At 67.3% G+C, this 17,595-nt stretch carries 15 protein-coding genes and 2 tRNA genes; 16 read left to right on the top strand and 1 reads right to left on the bottom strand.

Annotated elements, in window-relative coordinates; translation table 11 throughout:
- Positions 1–20 precede the first annotated feature (20 nt).
- Positions 21–3,251 carry a carbamoyl-phosphate synthase large subunit gene (gene carB, locus FIU88_RS16445; RefSeq protein WP_152479897.1) on the top strand — a complete coding sequence of 1,077 codons (3,231 nt, stop codon included), beginning with the start codon at positions 21–23 and terminating at the stop codon, positions 3,249–3,251.
- Complete coding sequence (gene greA / locus FIU88_RS16440; RefSeq protein ID WP_016853986.1) at positions 3,248–3,724, top strand: transcription elongation factor GreA; 477 nt, start codon at positions 3,248–3,250, stop codon at positions 3,722–3,724. Before carB ends, greA begins: the two co-directional genes overlap by 4 nt.
- A gap of 121 nt (positions 3,725–3,845) precedes the next feature.
- Here the strand turns inward: greA and yhbY are convergent, their stop codons facing one another.
- The gene (gene yhbY, locus FIU88_RS16435; protein ID WP_026068305.1) at positions 3,846–4,172 is read right to left on the bottom strand and encodes a ribosome assembly RNA-binding protein YhbY; all 327 of its coding nucleotides are present in this window, start codon (positions 4,170–4,172) and stop codon (positions 3,846–3,848) included.
- Between the two features lie 178 nt (positions 4,173–4,350).
- Between yhbY and rlmE the strand changes: the two genes are divergently transcribed.
- The 14 genes from rlmE (at position 4,351) to rpsO (ending at position 17,449) form a co-directional block, all read left to right on the top strand.
- Complete coding sequence (gene rlmE / locus FIU88_RS16430) at positions 4,351–5,010, top strand: 23S rRNA (uridine(2552)-2'-O)-methyltransferase RlmE (protein WP_152479896.1); 660 nt, start codon at positions 4,351–4,353, stop codon at positions 5,008–5,010.
- Positions 5,011–5,196: 186 nt separating this feature from the next.
- Positions 5,197–7,164 (top strand): ATP-dependent zinc metalloprotease FtsH, encoded by a 1,968-nt coding sequence (gene ftsH / locus FIU88_RS16425; protein WP_152479895.1) that lies wholly within the window; start codon positions 5,197–5,199, stop codon positions 7,162–7,164.
- 96 nt (positions 7,165–7,260) lie between these two features.
- On the top strand, positions 7,261–8,124 hold the full coding sequence (folP, locus tag FIU88_RS16420) for a dihydropteroate synthase (RefSeq protein WP_152479894.1): 864 nt from the start codon (positions 7,261–7,263) through the stop codon (positions 8,122–8,124).
- Positions 8,117–9,466: a phosphoglucosamine mutase gene (gene glmM, locus FIU88_RS16415; RefSeq protein WP_152479893.1), complete on the top strand. Its 1,350-nt coding sequence runs from the start codon at positions 8,117–8,119 to the stop codon at positions 9,464–9,466. Before folP ends, glmM begins: the two co-directional genes overlap by 8 nt.
- Positions 9,467–9,529: 63 nt before the next feature.
- Positions 9,530–10,279 carry a triose-phosphate isomerase gene (tpiA, locus tag FIU88_RS16410; protein WP_152479892.1) on the top strand — a complete coding sequence of 250 codons (750 nt, stop codon included), beginning with the start codon at positions 9,530–9,532 and terminating at the stop codon, positions 10,277–10,279.
- Positions 10,280–10,284: 5 nt separating this feature from the next.
- Complete coding sequence (secG, locus tag FIU88_RS16405; RefSeq protein ID WP_026068303.1) at positions 10,285–10,653, top strand: preprotein translocase subunit SecG; 369 nt, start codon at positions 10,285–10,287, stop codon at positions 10,651–10,653.
- A gap of 24 nt (positions 10,654–10,677) precedes the next feature.
- Positions 10,678–10,764 (top strand) — tRNA-Leu (locus FIU88_RS16400).
- A 123-nt stretch (positions 10,765–10,887) separates the two neighbouring features.
- A tRNA-Met gene (locus FIU88_RS16395) sits at positions 10,888–10,964 on the top strand.
- Between the two features lie 222 nt (positions 10,965–11,186).
- A complete protein-coding gene (gene rimP, locus FIU88_RS16390) occupies positions 11,187–11,648 on the top strand; it encodes a ribosome maturation factor RimP (protein WP_016853978.1) in 462 nt (153 codons plus the stop codon).
- Positions 11,649–11,688: 40 nt separating this feature from the next.
- Entirely contained in the window at positions 11,689–13,182 is a 1,494-nt protein-coding gene (gene nusA / locus FIU88_RS16385) for a transcription termination factor NusA (protein ID WP_016853977.1), read from the top strand.
- 27 nt (positions 13,183–13,209) lie between these two features.
- The gene (gene infB, locus FIU88_RS16380; protein WP_152479891.1) at positions 13,210–15,726 is read left to right on the top strand and encodes a translation initiation factor IF-2; all 2,517 of its coding nucleotides are present in this window, start codon (positions 13,210–13,212) and stop codon (positions 15,724–15,726) included.
- Between the two features lie 16 nt (positions 15,727–15,742).
- Positions 15,743–16,162, top strand: coding sequence for a 30S ribosome-binding factor RbfA (gene rbfA, locus FIU88_RS16375; protein ID WP_152479890.1), 420 nt, complete (start codon positions 15,743–15,745; stop codon positions 16,160–16,162).
- Positions 16,162–17,088, top strand: a complete 927-nt coding sequence (gene truB, locus FIU88_RS16370) for a tRNA pseudouridine(55) synthase TruB (RefSeq protein WP_152479889.1) — start codon at positions 16,162–16,164, stop codon at positions 17,086–17,088. Before rbfA ends, truB begins: the two co-directional genes overlap by 1 nt.
- Positions 17,089–17,179: 91 nt before the next feature.
- Complete coding sequence (gene rpsO, locus FIU88_RS16365) at positions 17,180–17,449, top strand: 30S ribosomal protein S15 (RefSeq protein WP_016853973.1); 270 nt, start codon at positions 17,180–17,182, stop codon at positions 17,447–17,449.
- Positions 17,450–17,595 lie beyond the last annotated feature (146 nt).

Raw genomic sequence — 17,595 nt, 5'->3', positions numbered from 1 at the left:
CCTTTTTTGCGGGAAGCACCATGCCAAAACGTACCGACATCCAGAGCATCCTGATCATCGGCGCCGGCCCCATCGTCATCGGCCAGGCCTGCGAGTTCGACTATTCCGGCGCCCAGGCCTGCAAGGCCCTGCGCGAAGAGGGTTACCGGGTCATCCTGGTCAACTCCAACCCGGCCACCATCATGACCGACCCGGTGATGGCCGACGCCACCTACATCGAGCCGATCACCTGGCAGGCGGTGGAGAAGATCATCGAGGCCGAGAAGCCCGATGCCGTGCTGCCGACCATGGGCGGCCAGACCGCGCTCAACTGCGCCCTCGACCTGGACAAGCACGGCGTGCTCGCCAAGCACGGCGTGGAGATGATCGGCGCCAACGCCGATGCCATCAACATGGCCGAGGACCGCGACCTGTTCGACCAGGCCATGAAGCGCATCGGCCTGGAGTGCCCCAAGGCCAAGGTCGCCCACACCATGGACGAGGCCTGGGGCATCCAGGGCGAGCTGGGCTTCCCGGTGATCATCCGTCCGTCCTACACCATGGGCGGCTCCGGCGGCGGCGTGGCCTACAACAAGGAGGAGTTCGAGGAGATCTGCACCCGCGGTTTCGAGCTCTCCAACAACCACGAGCTCCTGATCGACGAGTCGCTGCTGGGGTGGAAGGAATACGAGATGGAGGTCGTTCGCGACAAGAACGACAACTGCATCATCGTCTGTGCCATCGAGAACTTCGATCCCATGGGCGTGCACACCGGTGACTCCATCACCGTGGCCCCGGCCCAGACGCTGACCGACAAGGAATACCAGAACATGCGCGACGCCTCCCTGGCGGTGTTGCGCGAGATCGGCGTCGAGACCGGCGGCTCCAACGTCCAGTTCGGCGTCGACCCGAAGACCGGCCGCGTGGTGGTCATCGAGATGAACCCGCGGGTGTCGCGCTCCTCGGCGCTGGCCTCCAAGGCCACCGGCTTCCCGATCGCCAAGATCGCCGCCAAGCTGGCCGTCGGCTATACCCTGGACGAGCTTTCGAACGACATCACCGGCGGCCGCACCCCGGCGTCCTTCGAGCCGTCCATCGACTACGTCGTGACCAAGATTCCGCGCTTCACCTTCGAGAAGTTCCCCCAGGCCAACGACCGCCTGACCACCCAGATGAAGTCGGTGGGCGAGGTGATGGCGATCGGCCGCACCTTCCAGGAGTCGCTGCAGAAGGCGCTGCGCGGCCTGGAGACCGGCAACGACGGCCTCGATCCCAAGATCACCCGCTTCACCGACGAGGCGATGGCACAGATCAAGGGCGAGCTGCAGGCCGCCGGTGCCGACCGCATCTTCTACGTCGCCGATGCCATGCGCAGCGGCATGAGCGTCGAGGACGTGTTCGCGCTGACCAACATCGACCGCTGGTTCCTGGTCCAGCTCGAGGACCTGATCCTCGCCGAGCAGGCCCTCGCCAAGCGTTCGCTCTCCGAGCTCAGCGCCCGCGAGCTGTTCGGCCTCAAGCGCAAGGGCTTCAGTGATGCCCGCCTGGCGGCGCTGCTCGGCGTGGCCGAGAAGGAATTCCGCAAGACGCGCCAGAAGGCCGGCATCCGCCCGGTCTACAAGCGGGTCGACACCTGTGCGGCCGAGTTCGCCTCCGACACCGCCTACATGTACTCCACCTACGAGGAGGAGTGCGAGGCCGAGGTCAGCGACAAGCAGAAGATCATGGTGCTCGGCGGCGGTCCGAACCGCATCGGCCAGGGCATCGAGTTCGACTACTGCTGCGTCCACGCCGCGCTGGCCATGCGCGACGACGGCTACGAGACCATCATGGTCAACTGCAACCCGGAGACCGTCTCCACCGACTACGACACCTCCGACCGCCTCTACTTCGAGCCGGTGACCCTGGAGGACGTGCTGGAGATCGCCGACAAGGAGCAGCCGGCCGGCGTGATCGTGCAGTTCGGCGGTCAGACCCCGCTCAAGCTGGCCCGCGAGCTCGAGGCCGCCGGCGTGCCGATCATTGGCACCACCCCGGACGCCATCGACCGCGCCGAGGACCGCGAGCGCTTCCAGACCATGATCGACAAGCTGGGCCTCAAGCAGCCGCCCAACGCCACCGCGCGCAGCTTCGACGAGGCCTTCGCCAAGGCCGAGGCGATCGGCTACCCGCTGGTGGTGCGCCCCAGCTACGTGCTCGGCGGCCGGGCCATGGAGATCGTCTACGACGCCTCCGAGCTCGAGAACTACATGACCCACGCGGTGAAGGTCTCCAACGACTCGCCGGTGCTGCTGGACCACTTCCTCAACGCCGCCATCGAGGTCGACATCGACGCCGTCTCCGACGGCCGGCAGGTGGTGATCGGCGGCATCATGCAGCACATCGAGCAGGCCGGCGTGCACTCCGGCGACTCCGCCTGTGCGCTGCCGCCGTACTCGCTGCCGGCCGACGTGCAGGACGAGATGCGCGACCAGGTCAAGCGCATGGCGGTGGAGCTCGGCGTCAACGGCCTGATGAACGTGCAGCTGGCCTGGCAGGACGGCGAGATCTACGTCATCGAGGTCAACCCGCGGGCCTCGCGCACCGTGCCCTTCGTCTCCAAGTGCATCGGCACCTCGCTGGCCCAGGTGGCTGCGCGCTGCATGGCCGGCATCAGCCTGGTCGACCAGGGCTTCGTGGCCGAGATCGTGCCGACGACCTACAGCGTCAAGGAGGCGGTCTTCCCGTTCAACAAGTTCCCGGGCGTCGACCCGATCCTGTCGCCGGAGATGAAGTCCACCGGCGAGGTGATGGGGTCCGGTGAGACCTTCGCCGAGGCCTTCTACAAGGCCCAGCTGGGGGCCGGTGAGGCGATTCCGTCGCTGTCCGGCGAGCGCAAGGCGTTCCTGTCCGTGCGCGAGCCCGACAAGGCGGGTGTTATCGAGGTGGCCCGTTCTCTGTTAACATTGGGCTTCACCCTTTGTGCGACCCGTGGCACGGCGGCGGCCCTTCAAGCGGCCGATCTGCCCGTGGAGATCGTCAACAAGGTCTACGAGGGTCGTCCGCATATCGTCGATCTGCTCAAGAACGACGAGATCGCCTATATCGTCAATACCACCGAGGGCCGTCAGGCCATCAATGATTCCTCGGTGATCCGTCGCACCGCACTCGCCCGCAAGGTTCCCTATGCCACCACCCTGGCAGGGGCCAAGGCCGTTTGTCTGGCGCTCGAGTATGGCAATGCCATCACCGTGCGGCGGCTACAGGAACAGCATGCAGGAGTCAGTCAATGAACAAGGTCCCGATGACCGTCGTCGGTGAGCAGCGTCTTCGCGACGAGCTCGAACACCTCAAGAGCGAGGCCCGTCCTAACGTGATCGCGGCCATCGCCGAGGCGCGCGAGCACGGCGACCTCAAGGAGAACGCCGAGTACCATGCGGCCCGCGAACAGCAGGGCTTCATCGAGGGGCGTATCCAGGAGATCGAGGGCAAGCTCTCCAATGCGCAGGTCATCGACGTCACCCAGCTGCCCCAGACCGGCAAGGTGATCTTCGGTGTGACCGTGGGGCTGATGAACCTGGATACCGACGAGGAGGTGGCCTACCGCATCGTCGGCGAGGACGAGGCCGACATCAAGGCCGGTCAGATCTCCGTGACGTCGCCCATCGCCCGCGCCCTGATCGGCAAGGAAGAGGGCGAGGTGGTGCTGGTGCGTACCCCCGGCGGCGACGTCGAGTACGAGATTTCCAGCGTCGAGCACCTGTGATTCGGCGTGCGGCCCGCGGGCCGCACGCCGCAAGAAAAACGCCCCCGCAGCGTCGGCTGCGGGGGCGTTTCGTTATGGGCCGGGCCCGTCGAGACCGTTGTCGGTCGTCGCGCGTGGCGGCTCAGCGCCGGCCGTGGTGTTCCTCGAAGCGCTTGATGTTGGAGAGCTTCGGGTTGACCCTGGGGTTGTGGCGATAGAAGAGGGCGACCTTGCCGATCTTCTGCACCAGCTCGGCGCCGCTCTCGGCGACCAGGGCCTCCAGCACGGCGGCGCGGTCCTCGCGCTCGGCCAGCGCCAGCTTGACCTTGACCAGTTCGTGATCGGTCAGCGCCCGGTCGAGTTCGGCGAGCACGCCCTCGGTGAGGCCGTTCTCGGAGACCATGACGACGGGGTCGAGATGGTGGCCGATGCTGCGAAATGCTTTCTTTTGTGCCTGTGACAAGCTCATGGTATCTTGCTTCTTCCCGGTTGGCGCGCAGCGCACATGGTACGGTGAATCGCCTCGCGGCGAAAGCGCGGCCGGCTCTCACCGCCTCCTCGACCGGCCCGCAAGGTCAGCTTCCCCATCCCCGGTTTCCGGAATCCGCTCGACCCCCCTGTCATCCAGATTTCTCACAGGTGATGCCGTGGCATCTTCCCATGACGCCCGGGCCAAGGGCTCCAAGCGCGGCGCCAGCAAGAGCAGCGCCGGCTGGCTGAAGGAACACTTCGACGACCGCTACGTCCAGCAGAGCTGGCAGGACGGCTATCGCTCGCGGGCCAGCTACAAGCTGCTGGCGCTGGACGAGAAGGACAGGCTGCTGCGCCCCGGCATGACGATCATCGACCTGGGGGCCGCCCCCGGCGGGTGGAGCCAGATCGCCGCCGAGAAGGTCGGCGACCATGGCGTCGTCATCGCCTCCGACATCCTCGAGATGGACGCCTTGGCCGGCGTCGACTTCGTGCAGGGCGATTTCACCGAGGAGGCCGTGCTCGACGAGATCCTCGGCCGCCTCGGCGATCGCCCCGTGGACCTTGTGATGTCGGACATGGCCCCCAATATGAGTGGGATGGCCGCCATCGATCAGCCCCAGGCCATGTACCTGGTGGAGCTGGCCCTGGACCTGGCGCGTCAGACCCTGTCGCCCGGCGGCACCTTCCTGGCCAAGGTCTTCCAGGGCGAAGGTTTCGATGCCTATCTGAAGGAGCTGCGCGGCAGCTTCAAGCGGGTGGTGACCCGCAAGCCGGAGGCGTCCCGGGCGCGCTCACGCGAGGTCTATCTGCTGGCGGAAGGGTTCCGCGGCTGAGCCGCGCCGCCGGGCGGGTGGCCGATAGTTTCAGGCTAATGCCGCCATGGCCGGACATCATCGCGTGTCTGTGTCACAGTGAGGGCAGGCGCCGTGCCTGGCCTGCTGGCCGAACGGGCGTGGTAGGGTAGTGTCGAAGGGCCAGGCGTATACGGCCGACAGATTCTTGCAATTGAGGGTAGTCCCTTGAACGACATGGCGAAGAACCTGATTCTGTGGTTGGTCATCGCGGCGGTGCTGCTGACGGTGTTCAACAACTTCAGCGTCGAGAATACACCCCAGACGATGAACTATTCCCAGTTCGTCGAAGAGGTGCAGAACGAGCAGGTCCAGAGCGTGACCATCGATGGCTACACCATCAATGGCGAGCGCAACGACGGCTCCCAGTTCCAGACCATCCGGCCGGCGGCGGAAGACCCGAAGCTGATGGATGACCTGCTGGCCCACGATGTCACCGTGATCGGTCAGAAGCCCGAGCAGCAGAGCCTGTGGACGCGGCTTCTGATCGCCAGCTTCCCGATCCTGCTGATCCTCGCCATCTTCATGTTCTTCATGCGCCAGATGCAGGGCGGCGGTGGCGGCAAGGGCGGCCCCATGAGCTTCGGCAAGTCCAAGGCCAAGCTGCTCTCCCAGGACCAGATCAAGACCACCTTCGCCGACGTGGCCGGCTGCGACGAGGCCAAGGAGGAGGTCGAGGAGCTGGTCGACTTCCTGCGTGATCCGACCAAGTTCCAGCGCCTGGGCGGCACCATCCCCCGCGGCGTGCTGATGGTCGGCCCGCCCGGTACCGGCAAGACGCTGCTGGCCAAGTCGATCGCCGGCGAGGCCAAGGTGCCGTTCTTCTCGATCTCCGGCTCCGACTTCGTCGAGATGTTCGTCGGCGTGGGCGCCTCGCGCGTGCGCGACATGTTCGAGCAGGCCAAGAAGCAGGCGCCCTGCATCATCTTCATCGACGAGATCGATGCCGTGGGCCGTTCGCGCGGCGCCGGCATGGGCGGCGGCAACGACGAGCGCGAGCAGACCCTGAACCAGCTGCTGGTCGAGATGGACGGCTTCGAGGCCAACGAGGGCATCATCGTCATCGCCGCCACCAACCGTCCCGACGTGCTCGACCCGGCGCTGCTGCGCCCGGGCCGCTTCGACCGTCAGGTCACCGTGCCGCTGCCCGACATCCGCGGCCGCGAGCACATCCTCAACGTGCACCTGCGCAAGGTGCCGCTGGGCGACGACGTCAAGCCGTCGCTGATCGCCCGCGGCACGCCGGGCTTCTCCGGCGCCGACCTGGCCAACCTGGTCAACGAGGCGGCGCTGTTCTCCGCCCGCCGCAACAAGCGCCTGGTGGGCATGGAGGAGCTGGAGCTGGCCAAGGACAAGATCATGATGGGCGCCGAGCGCCGCTCCATGGTCATGACCGAGAAGGACAAGCTCAACACCGCCTATCACGAGTCGGGCCACGCCATCATCGGCCTGGTGATGCCGGAGCACGACCCGGTCTACAAGGTCACCATCATTCCGCGCGGCCGCGCGCTGGGCGTGACCATGTTCCTCCCCGAGGAGGATCGCTACAGCCTGTCGCGCCAGCAGATCATCAGCCAGATCTGCTCGCTGTACGGCGGCCGCCTGGCCGAGGAGATGACGCTGGGCCCGAACGGCGTGACCACCGGCGCCTCCAACGACATCAAGCGTGCCACCGAGCTGGCCCACAACCTGGTGGCCAAGTGGGGGCTGTCCGAGGAGATGGGGCCGATCATGTACGACGAGGACGAGTCCCACCAGTTCCTCGGCGGTCCGGGCCAGGGCGGCGGCAAGCTCAAGTCCGGCGAGACGGTCACCAAGCTCGACAAGGAAGTGCGCCGGATCATCGACGAGTGCTACGCCCAGGCCAAGCAGATCCTCGAGGACAACCGCGACAAGCTGGACGCCATGGCCGAGGCGCTGGTGCAGTACGAGACCATCGACGCCGACCAGCTCAAGGACATCATGGACGGCCGTACCCCGCGTCCGCCCAAGGGCTGGGACGACGACGGCCCCGGCCCCGGTGCGCCGATCGGCGAGGCGCCTCGGGAGGAGCCCAAGGCCGAGGACGACGGCGACGAGGAGGAATCCTCCGGTCGCCGTCCCTCCGACCCGCTGGGTGGCCCGGCCGGCAACTGACCCCCGCGAGCTAGATGAACACCGGGCGCCCTGCGGGGCGCCCTTGCCGTGGCAGGGGACGCCATTCCCCGATTCCAGAACACGCCCAGGACAACGATGCACAACAGCGCACCCGCCTCTCTTCAGTGTGGCCGGCACCGGCTCGATCTCTCCTTTCCCCGCGTGATGGGAATCCTCAACGTCACGCCCGACTCCTTCTCCGACGGCGGCCGGCACAATGCCCTCGACGACGCCCTGCGGCGCGCCGAGCAGATGCTGGCCGAAGGCGCGGCGATCATCGACGTCGGCGGCGAGTCCACGCGGCCCGGCGCCGAGGCGGTGCCGGTGCAGCAGGAGCTCGACCGGGTGGTGCCGGTGGTCGAGGCGCTGGTGCGCGAGTTCGATGCCCTGGTCTCGGTGGACACCAGTGCCCCCGAGGTGATGGCCGCCTCGGCCGAGGCCGGCGCCGGGCTGCTCAACGACGTGCGCAACCTGCGCCGCGAGGGCGCCCTGCGCGCCGCCGCCGCCAGCGGCCTGCCGGTGTGCGTGATGCACATGCTCGGCGAGCCCGGCGACATGCAGAACGCGCCTCGCTACGACGCGCCGGTGGAGGAGGCGGTGGCCGACTTCCTCGCACAGCGGGTGGCGGACTGCGAGGCCGCCGGCCTGCGCCGCGAGCGGCTGATCCTCGATCCCGGCTTCGGCTTCGCCAAGAGCGTCGAGCACAACCTGCGCCTGCTCCACCGCCTGGAGCGCCTGGAGGCGCTCGGCCTGCCGCTGCTGGTGGGCATGTCGCGCAAGAGCATGATCGGCAAGGTGCTGGACCGGCCGGTGGAGGAGCGCCTGCCCGGCGGGCTGGCGCTGTCGGCGATGGCCGTCGAGCGCGGCGCGCGGATCCTGCGCGTTCACGATGTGGGGCCGCACGTGGATGCGGTGAACATGACCTGGGCCGTGCTCAAGGAGGGCTGCCACCATGACTAGACGCTATTTCGGCACCGACGGCATCCGCGGCACGGTGGGCGAGCCGCCCATCACCGCCGACTTCATGCTCAAGCTGGGCTGGGCCACCGGTCGGGTGCTGGCCGAGAAGGGCGGTCGTCCGCGGGTGGTGATCGGCAAGGACACCCGCATCTCCGGCTACATGTTCGAGTCGGCCCTCGAGGCCGGGCTGTCCGCCGCCGGCGTCGACGTGATCCTGCTCGGCCCGATGCCGACGCCGGGCATCGCCTATCTGACCCGGGCCTTCCGCGCCAGCGCCGGCATCGTCATCTCGGCCTCGCACAATCCCTTCGCCGACAACGGCATCAAGTTCTTCTCCGCCGCCGGCACCAAGCTCGGCGATGCCGTCGAGGAGCGCATCGAGGCCATGCTCGAGGAGCCGCTGACCACGGTGGCGCCGGATGCCCTGGGCAAGGTGCGCCGGGCCGACGACGCCGCCGGCCGCTACATCGAGTTCTGCAAGTCGACCATCCCCGACCGCGTCGACCTGCACGGCCTGAAGATGGTAATCGACTGCGCCCACGGCGCCACCTACCACATCGCGCCCAGCGTGTTCCGCGAGCTGGACGCCAGGGTGGAGGTGATCGGCGCCGAGCCCGACGGCCTCAACATCAACCACGAGGTCGGCTCCACCCACCCCGCCGCGCTGCGGGCCGCGGTGATCCGCAGCGGCGCCGACCTGGGCGTGGCCTTCGACGGCGACGGCGACCGCGTGCTGATGGTCGACGCCGACGGCCGCGAGATCGACGGCGACGACATCCTCTACCTGATCGCCCGCGACCGCCACGGCCGCGGCGAGCTGGGCGGCGGCGTGGTCGGCACCCTGATGAGCAACTTCGGCCTGGCCGCCGCGCTCGAGGCGATGGGCGTGCCCTTCGAGCGGGCCAGGGTCGGCGACCGCTACGTCATGGAGCGTCTGGACGCCAACGACTGGCAGCTCGGCGGCGAGTCCTCCGGCCATATCGTCTGCGGCCACGTCCAGACCACCGGCGACGGCATCGTCTCCGCCCTGCAGGTGCTGGCGATCATGATGCGCGAGGGCAAGCCGCTCGGGCAGCTGCTCGACGGCCTGGAGAAGGCGCCCCAGGCGCTGGTCAACGTGCGGCTGACGCCGGGCACCGACGCCCGGGCGCTGATGGACGAGGCCTCGCTCAAGTCCGCGGTGGCCGCCGTCGAGGCCGAGCTCGGCGACCAGGGGCGGGTGCTGCTGCGCCCCTCCGGCACCGAGCCACTGATCCGGGTCATGGTCGAGGGGCGTCCGCACCTGGACGTGGACGGCCTGGCCCGGCGCCTGGCGGCCGATGTCGAGGGGCTGCTGTCCTAGGTCGGTTGTCTTGACAGGGCCGCTCCTATACCATTTCGCTCCACCTTGAAAGAGGGAAGCTGCATGCCTACGCCGCTGATCGCCGGCAACTGGAAGATGAACGGGTCCCGTGCCCTGGTTGATGACTTCGGCCGGGCCTTTCGCGATGCCGACCTGCCGGAAGGGGTGGCCGTGGCACTGATGGTGCCCTTTCCCTATCTGTCAGCGGCCGGCCGGGCCTTCGAGGCCACGCCGCTGGCCCTCGGCGCCCAGACGCTGAGCGACCGGCCCTCCGGCGCCTTCACCGGCGAGGTCAGCGGCGAGATGCTGCGCGACTGCGGTGTCCGGATGGTGCTGGTCGGCCACTCCGAGCGGCGGACGCTGTTCGGCGAGGACGATGATGCCGTGCTGGCCCGGGTGCGGGCGGCGCTGGGCGTCGGCCTCGTGCCGGTGCTGTGCCTGGGCGAGACCCTCGAGGAGCGCGATGCCGAGCGCACCGAGGCGGTGGTGCTCGGCCAGCTCGAGGCGGTGTTCGATGCCCTCGACGCGGACGAGCGCGCCAGGCTGGTGCTCGCCTACGAGCCGGTGTGGGCCATCGGCACCGGCCGCACCGCGACCCCGGAGCAGGCCCAGGCGGTGCATGGCGCCATCCGTGCGCGGCTCGCGCGCTACGATGCCGGCCTCGCCGCCGCCACCCAGGTGCTCTACGGCGGCAGCATGAAGGCCGCCAATGCCGTCGAGCTGCTCGCCCAGCCGGACATCGACGGCGGTCTCATCGGCGGCGCTTCCCTGAACGTCGACGAATTCCTAGCCATTTGCCAGTCAGCAGGTTGATAACCATGCAAGTTGCCATTCTCATGATCCACGTGGCGATCGCCATCGCCCTGGTCGTCCTGATCCTGCTGCAGCAGGGCAAGGGCGCCGATGCCGGCGCCTCCTTCGGCGGCGGCGCCTCTCAGACCGTGTTCGGCTCCAGCGGCAGCGGCAGCTTCCTGTCGCGCGCCACCGGCCTGCTGGCCGCGGCCTTCTTCGCCACCTCCCTGGCCCTGGCGTATTTCGCCTCCCAGGCCGGCCAGGCGCCGCAGGAAACCGGCATTCCCGATGCCGAACTGATCGAACAGCAGCAAAATGCCGTGCCGTCCCTTGACGAAGGGTCCTCGGACATGGATAATGCTGCGCCAGTGCTGGAGAGCAGCGACGGCAACTGAGTCGCGTATCCGGCCTCCCCTGATGCCGAAGTGGTGGAATTGGTAGACACGCTATCTTGAGGGGGTAGTGACCTTACGGTCGTGCGGGTTCAAGTCCCGCCTTCGGCACCATTCCTGAAGCCGGTCTGACGATCTCATCGTCGTGCATCGGAACTTCATCGCAGGATTGGCGAAACGGTGAGATGCAGCTTGACGCAAGCGCCGAGTCAGCATAGAATCACCGACCTAGATTGATGCGGGGTGGAGCAGTCTGGTAGCTCGTCGGGCTCATAACCCGAAGGTCATCGGTTCAAATCCGGTCCCCGCTACCATCTTCCTGTCGGGCATGCAGGACCTTTATGGGGCATGCCAGGCGCCGAGAAGTGGTATACAGGTTTCTTGAAAAGCCCCTTCCTGTGAAGGGGCTTTTTGTTAGCGGCCAGCTCGCCGGCAAGCATCGGCGGCGCTGTTCCGGGCAACGCCAATCAGCCACCTGACTTTCCTGTTCACTCCCGGCCAGGTGCCTGATGCAACGGCTGTAGGAGCTTTCTTCCGTGGCAACCAAGGATGCTGCGCTGCACGCGCTGATCGAACCGGTGGTCTCGGCCATGGGGTTCGAGCTGTGGGGCATCGAATACCTGTCCCAGGGCAAACACTCTCGTCTGGTGGTCTACATCGATCACGCCGATGGCGTGAACGTGGACGACTGCGCCGATGTCAGCCGCCAGGTCAGTGCGGTGTTCGACGTCGAGGATCCCATCAGTGGTGAATACCGGCTCGAGGTGTCCTCTCCGGGGATGGATCGTCCCCTGTTCACCCTCGAGCAGTTCGCGCGCTATGCCGGCCACAAGGTGGCCGTGAAGCTGCGCGTGCCGTTCGATGGTCGGCGCAAGTTCCAGGGTCTGCTGGCCGGCGTCGAGAACGACGAGGTGCTGTTGCGGCTCGACGACGAGGAATACTGCTTTCCCATCGAGAGCATCGATCAGGCGCGGGTCGTGCCGCAGTTCGAAGACTGAGGTCGGTGCACAAGGACGGGTTTTCTGGCGAGGCTAAGGCATGAGTAAAGAGATTCTGGCGGTCGTCGACGCGATCTCCAACGAAAAGGGTGTCCCCCGCGAGGTGATCTTCGAAGCCGTCGAGGCGGCGCTGGCCAGCGCGTCACGCAAGCGCTTCGAGGACGAGGAAGCCAGCGTACGGGTTCACATCGACCGCGTCAGCGGTGACTACGAGACGTTTCGCCGCTGGGAGGTCGTCGAGGACGATGACTTCGACGGTCCGGACGCCCAGATCAAGCTGACCTACGCCGAGCGCCGCGATCCGCCGCTGGGCCTGGGTGACGTGGTCGAGGAACAGATCGAGAACGCCGCCTTCGGCCGCATCGCGGCCCAGACCGCCAAGCAGGTCATCGTGCAGAAGGTGCGCGAGGCCGAGCGGGCCGAGGTGGTGCGCCTCTACGCCGACCGCGAGGGCGAGCTGGTCGCCGGCATCGTCAAGAAGACGACACGCGATGGCCTGATCATCGACCTCGGCGAGAACGCCGAGGCCTTCCTGCCGCGCAGCGAGATGATCCCGGGCGAGCGCTACCGCATGAACGAGCGCGTCCGTGCGCTGCTGACCAAGGTTGATCCGGAGGCCCGCGGCGCCCAGCTGATCCTGTCCCGCACCTGCCCCGAGCTGATCATCGAACTGTTCAGCATCGAGGTGCCGGAAATCGCCGAGCAGCTCATCGAGATCAAGGGCGCGGCCCGCGATCCGGGCTCGCGGGCCAAGATCGCGGTCAAGACCAACGACCGCCGCATCGATCCGGTCGGCGCCTGCGTGGGCATGCGCGGCTCCCGGGTCCAGGCGGTGTCCACCGAGCTCCAGAACGAGCGCGTGGACATCGTGCTGTGGGACGACAACCCCGCCCAGCTGGTGATCAACGCCATGGCGCCGGCGGATGTCGCCTCGATTCTCGTCGACGAGGATTCCCACGCCATGGACGTGGCGGTCGCCGAGGACAACCTGGCCCAGGCCATCGGCCGTAGCGGCCAGAACGTGCGCCTGGCCTCCGAGCTCACCGGCTGGCGTCTCAACGTCATGACCGAAGCCGACGCCGAGGCCAAGCGCGACCAGGAGGTCGATAGCCTGGTCGAGCATTTCATCCAGCACCTGGACATCGACGACGACGTGGCACGCCTGCTCGTCGAGGAAGGCTTCACCTCCCTGGAGGAGGTCGCCTATGTCCCGGCGGAGGAAATGCTGGAGATCGAAGAGTTCGACGAGGATCTCGTCGAGGAGCTGCGCGCTCGTGCCAAGGACGAGCTGCTGAACCTGGCCATCGCCTCCGAAGAGGAGCTCGATGGTGCCGAACCGGCCGACGACCTGCTTGAAATGGACGGCATGGAGCGTCACCTGGCCTATATCCTGGCCAGCCGGGGCATCAAGACCATGGAGGACCTCGCCGAACAGTCCGTCGACGATTTGACGGATATCGAGGAACTGGACGAGGAGCGCGCCGCGGCACTGATCATGACTGCCCGTGCGCCTTGGTTCGAGAGCGAACAGTAAACGGGTCACGGGCTGAGGAGGGTCGTAATGTCAGAAATGACCGTTAAGGATTTTGCAGTGAAGGTGGGGCGTGAAGTGCCCCGCCTGCTGGAACAGATGAAGGAAGCCGGGCTCGAGCACAAGTCCGAGGGCGACGCCGTGTCCGAAGAGGACAAGCGCAAGCTGCTGGACTACCTCACCAAGAGTCACGGCGGGAGCGCCGAGCAGGCCGCGCCCAAGAACCGTATTACCCTGACCCGCAAGACGCGCAGTCGCATCAAGAGCGGCGACCGCGGCAAGAGCATCGAGGTGCAGGTCCGCAAGAAGCGCACCTACGTCAAGCGCGAGGAAGAGAAGCCCGCCGAGGAGCCGAAGACCCAGGACCACGGTCCGCGTCAGCTGGTCGGTGACATGGCGCAGGCCGAGGCCAAGCGCCAGGCCGAGGAAGCCGAACGTGCCGCCGAGCAGGCCGCGCGTGAAGCCGAGGAGAAGGCTCAGGCCGAGAAGGCCAAGGCCGAGGCCGATGCGGCCGCCAAGGCCGAGCCGCAGATTCCGGTGCCCGAGCTGGACACCCCGGCGCAGGCCGAGCAGCCTCCGGCACCGCCGAAGGAAGGTCGCACCGACCGCCGTGCCGCTCCGGCCGGCAAGAAGGCCGGCAAGAAGGGGCGTCATGAGCGCGAAGACGACCGTGGCGACCGCGAGGAGCGTCGTCGCGGCGGCAAGAAGGCCAAGCGCGCCGAGCGTCGCGGCGGCCGCCGCGGTGGCAGCCAGGGCGGCGGCAAGCACGGCTTCCAGAAGCCGACGCAGCCGATCGTCCGTGAGGTCTCCATCCCCGAGTCGATCAGCGTCGCCGACCTGGCCGACAAGATGTCCATCAAGGCGAACGAGGTCATCAAGACCATGTTCACCATGGGCGCGGCGGTGACCATCAACCAGACCATCGATCAGGACACCGCGGCCATCGTGGTCGAGGAAATGGGCCACAAGCCCAAGCTGGTCAAGGATGATGCGCTGGAGACCGAGGTCCTCGAGAACATCTCCTATGAAGGCGACGAGATCACCCGTTCGCCGGTCGTGACCGTCATGGGTCACGTCGACCACGGCAAGACCTCGCTGCTCGACTACATCCGTCGTGCCAAGGTCGCCACCGGCGAGGCCGGCGGCATCACCCAGCACATCGGCGCCTACCACGTCGAGGACGATCACGGCGGCGTGACCTTCCTCGATACCCCGGGCCACGCGGCGTTCACCGCCATGCGTGCGCGCGGTGCCAAGGCCACCGACGTGGTGGTGCTGGTGGTGGCCGCCGATGACGGCGTCATGCCCCAGACCATCGAGGCCATCGAGCACTCGAAGGCCGCCGGCGTGCCGATGGTCGTCGCGGTCAACAAGATCGACAAGCAGGGCGCCGATCCGGATCGGGTCAAGAACGAGCTGTCCCAGCACGGCGTGATCTCCGAGGAGTGGGGGGGCGACACCCAGTTCGTGCACGTCTCCGCCAAGTCCGGCGACGGCATCGAGGGCCTGCTCGAGTCGATCCAGCTGGTCTCCGAGGTGCTCGAGCTCAAGGCCGTCCCCGAGGCGCCCGGCAAGGGCGTGGTGGTCGAGTCCCGCCTGGACAAGGGCCGCGGCCCGGTGGCCACCGTGCTGGTCCAGAACGGCACCCTGAAGAAGGGCGACATCGTGCTCGCCGGCCTGCACTACGGCCGCGTGCGTGCGCTGATCAACGAGCTCGGCCAGCAGGTCGACGAAGCCGGTCCGGCCATGCCGGTCGAGATCCAGGGCCTGGACGGCACCCCGGAAGCGGGTGACGACTTCATGGTCCTCGACGACGAGAAGAAGGCCCGCGAGGTCGCCAACTTCCGTCAGGGCAAGTACCGCGAGGTGCGCCTGGCTCGCCAGCAGAAGGCCAAGCTGGAGAACATGTTCTCCCAGATGGGCCAGGAAGAGGTCGCCAAGGTCAACATCGTCCTCAAGGCCGACGTCCAGGGCTCCCTGGAGGCCATCAAGGGCGCGCTCGAGGAGCTGTCGACCGACGAAGTGCAGGTCGCCGTGGTGTCCTCCGGCGTGGGCGGTATCACCGGTACCGACGCCAACCTGGCACTCGCCAGTGACGCCATCGTGGTCGGCTTCAACGTGCGTGCCGACGCCGCCGCTCGCGAGATCATCGAGCGCGAGGGTCTCGACCTGCGCTACTACAGCGTCATCTACCAGCTGATCGACGAGGTCAAGCAGGCGATGAGCGGCATGCTCGCGCCGGAGTGGAAGGAAGAGATCGTCGGCGTGGCCGAGGTTCGCGACGTCTTCAAGGCACCGAAGATCGGCGCCGTCGCCGGCTGCATGGTGGTCGAGGGCACCGTCTATCGCCACAAGAAGATCCGCGTGCTGCGCGAGAACGTGGTGATCTACGAGGGCGAGCTCGAGTCCCTGCGTCGCTACAAGGACGACGTCAACGAGGTTCGCAGCGGTATCGAATGCGGTATCGGCGTGAAGAACTACAACGACGTCCAGGTCGGCGACAAGATCGAGGTCTTCGATCAGGTCAAGGTCGAGCGGACGCTCTGACCGCGAGGAGCCGATCATGCGCGAGTTCAAGCGTACCGACCGGGTAGCCGACCAGCTCCAGAAGGAGCTGGCGGTACTCATCCAGCGCGAGATCAAGGATCCGCGCCTGGGCATGGTCACCGTCAGCGGGGTCACGGTCAGCCGTGACCTCGGCTATGCCGACGTCTACGTGACGCTGCTCGGCGAGCAGGATGCCGAGCGCATCAAGGAAAACCTCGGCGTGCTCAAGCGCGCCGCCGGCTTCCTGCGCGGGCAGATCGCCCGTCGCATCAAGCTGCGTCACGTGCCGGAGCTGCGCTTCCACTTCGACGAGAGCGTGGTGCGCGGTCAGCAGCTGTCCTCGCTGATCGACGAGGCGGTGGCGAGCGATCGCGACCGTCACGACGACGAGGCCGAGGGTGACGACGGCGAGCGCGGCGAGGGAGAGCGCGACTGATGGCGCGTCGCCGTCGCGGACTGCCGGTGAACGGCGTGCTGCTGCTGGACAAGCCCCAGGGCGCGTCCAGCAACCACGCGCTGCAGCGGGCCCGGCGCCTGTTCCAGGCGCAGAAGGCCGGCCACACCGGCACCCTCGATCCGATGGCCACCGGGCTGTTGCCGGTGTGCTTCGGCGAGGCGACCAAGTTCTCGGCCTTCCTGCTCGACGCCGACAAGACGTATCGCACCCGGGTCGAGCTCGGGACGATCACCGACTCCGGCGACGCCGAGGGCGAGGTGGTCGAGCGCCGCGAGGTGCCGCGCCTCGAGGAGGCCGACCTGCGCGGCGTGCTCGAGCGCTTCACCGGCGAGATCGATCAGCTGCCACCGATGTATTCGGCGCTCAAGCACCAGGGGCGCAAGCTCTACGAGCTGGCCCGCGAGGGCAAGAGCGTCGAGCGTGCAGTGCGTCGCGTGACGGTGTATGATGCGCGCCTTCTCTCGTTCGAGGGCACGGCCTTCGAACTCGAGGTGCGGGTCAGCAAGGGCACCTACATCCGGACCCTGGCCGAGGACATCGGCGAGGCGCTCGGCTGCGGTGCCCATATCAGCGTCCTGCGACGACTGGCCACCGGCCCCTTCGGCGCCGACGGCATGCTGACGCCGGAGGCCCTCGAGGCGCTGCCGGACCAGGCCGCACGCGAAGGCGTGCTGCTGCCGGTGGACGTGCTGGTGGCCGACCTGCCCGGGCTGGCCCTGGACGAGGCGGCGGCCAGCCGCCTGCTGCATGGCCAGAGCGCCAGGTGTGACACCGGTGAACTGCCGGTCGACGGCCTGGCCAGACTCTATCGCGACGAGACCTTTCTGGGGCTCGGCGTGGTGAGAGCGGCGGGGGAGATCGCCCCGCGCCGCCTGCTGAGCACCGCCGAGGCGGACTCGGCATGAACCGACCCTTCGGGGCCGGCGTGGAGACTGCAAATATGCGTGGTCTCCGACATTCACATCATTCAGGCATATTGCTGAACTGGAGAGACAGATGGCACTGACAGCCGAGCAGAAGGCCGAGATCGTCAACGAATACGGCCGTGGCGACAACGACACCGGTTCCCCCGAGGTGCAGGTGGCCCTGCTGACCGCCAACATCGACGGCCTGCAGGATCACTTCAAGACCAACAAGCAGGATCACCACTCCCGTCGTGGCCTGATCCGCATGGTCAACCAGCGCCGCAAGCTGCTGGACTACCTGAAGCGCAAGGACTTCGAGCGCTATCAGTCCCTGATCCAGCGTCTGGGTCTGCGTCGCTAAGCGACGCCGTCCAGGACGACGCGAAACGGGCAGCCCTCCGGGGCTGCCCGTTTCGCGTTTATGGGGCAGGCATGGCCGCTTTCATCGAGGCGCCGGGGGCAGGTCTCAGCGAGGGTTTTTGCCATGGGTGAGGCGACCCTCGCCGA

This window comes from Halomonas sp. THAF12 (genome assembly GCF_009363675.1).
Lineage (GTDB): Bacteria > Pseudomonadota > Gammaproteobacteria > Pseudomonadales > Halomonadaceae > Halomonas > Halomonas smyrnensis.
This window is presented reverse-complemented; position numbering and strand designations above follow the sequence as displayed.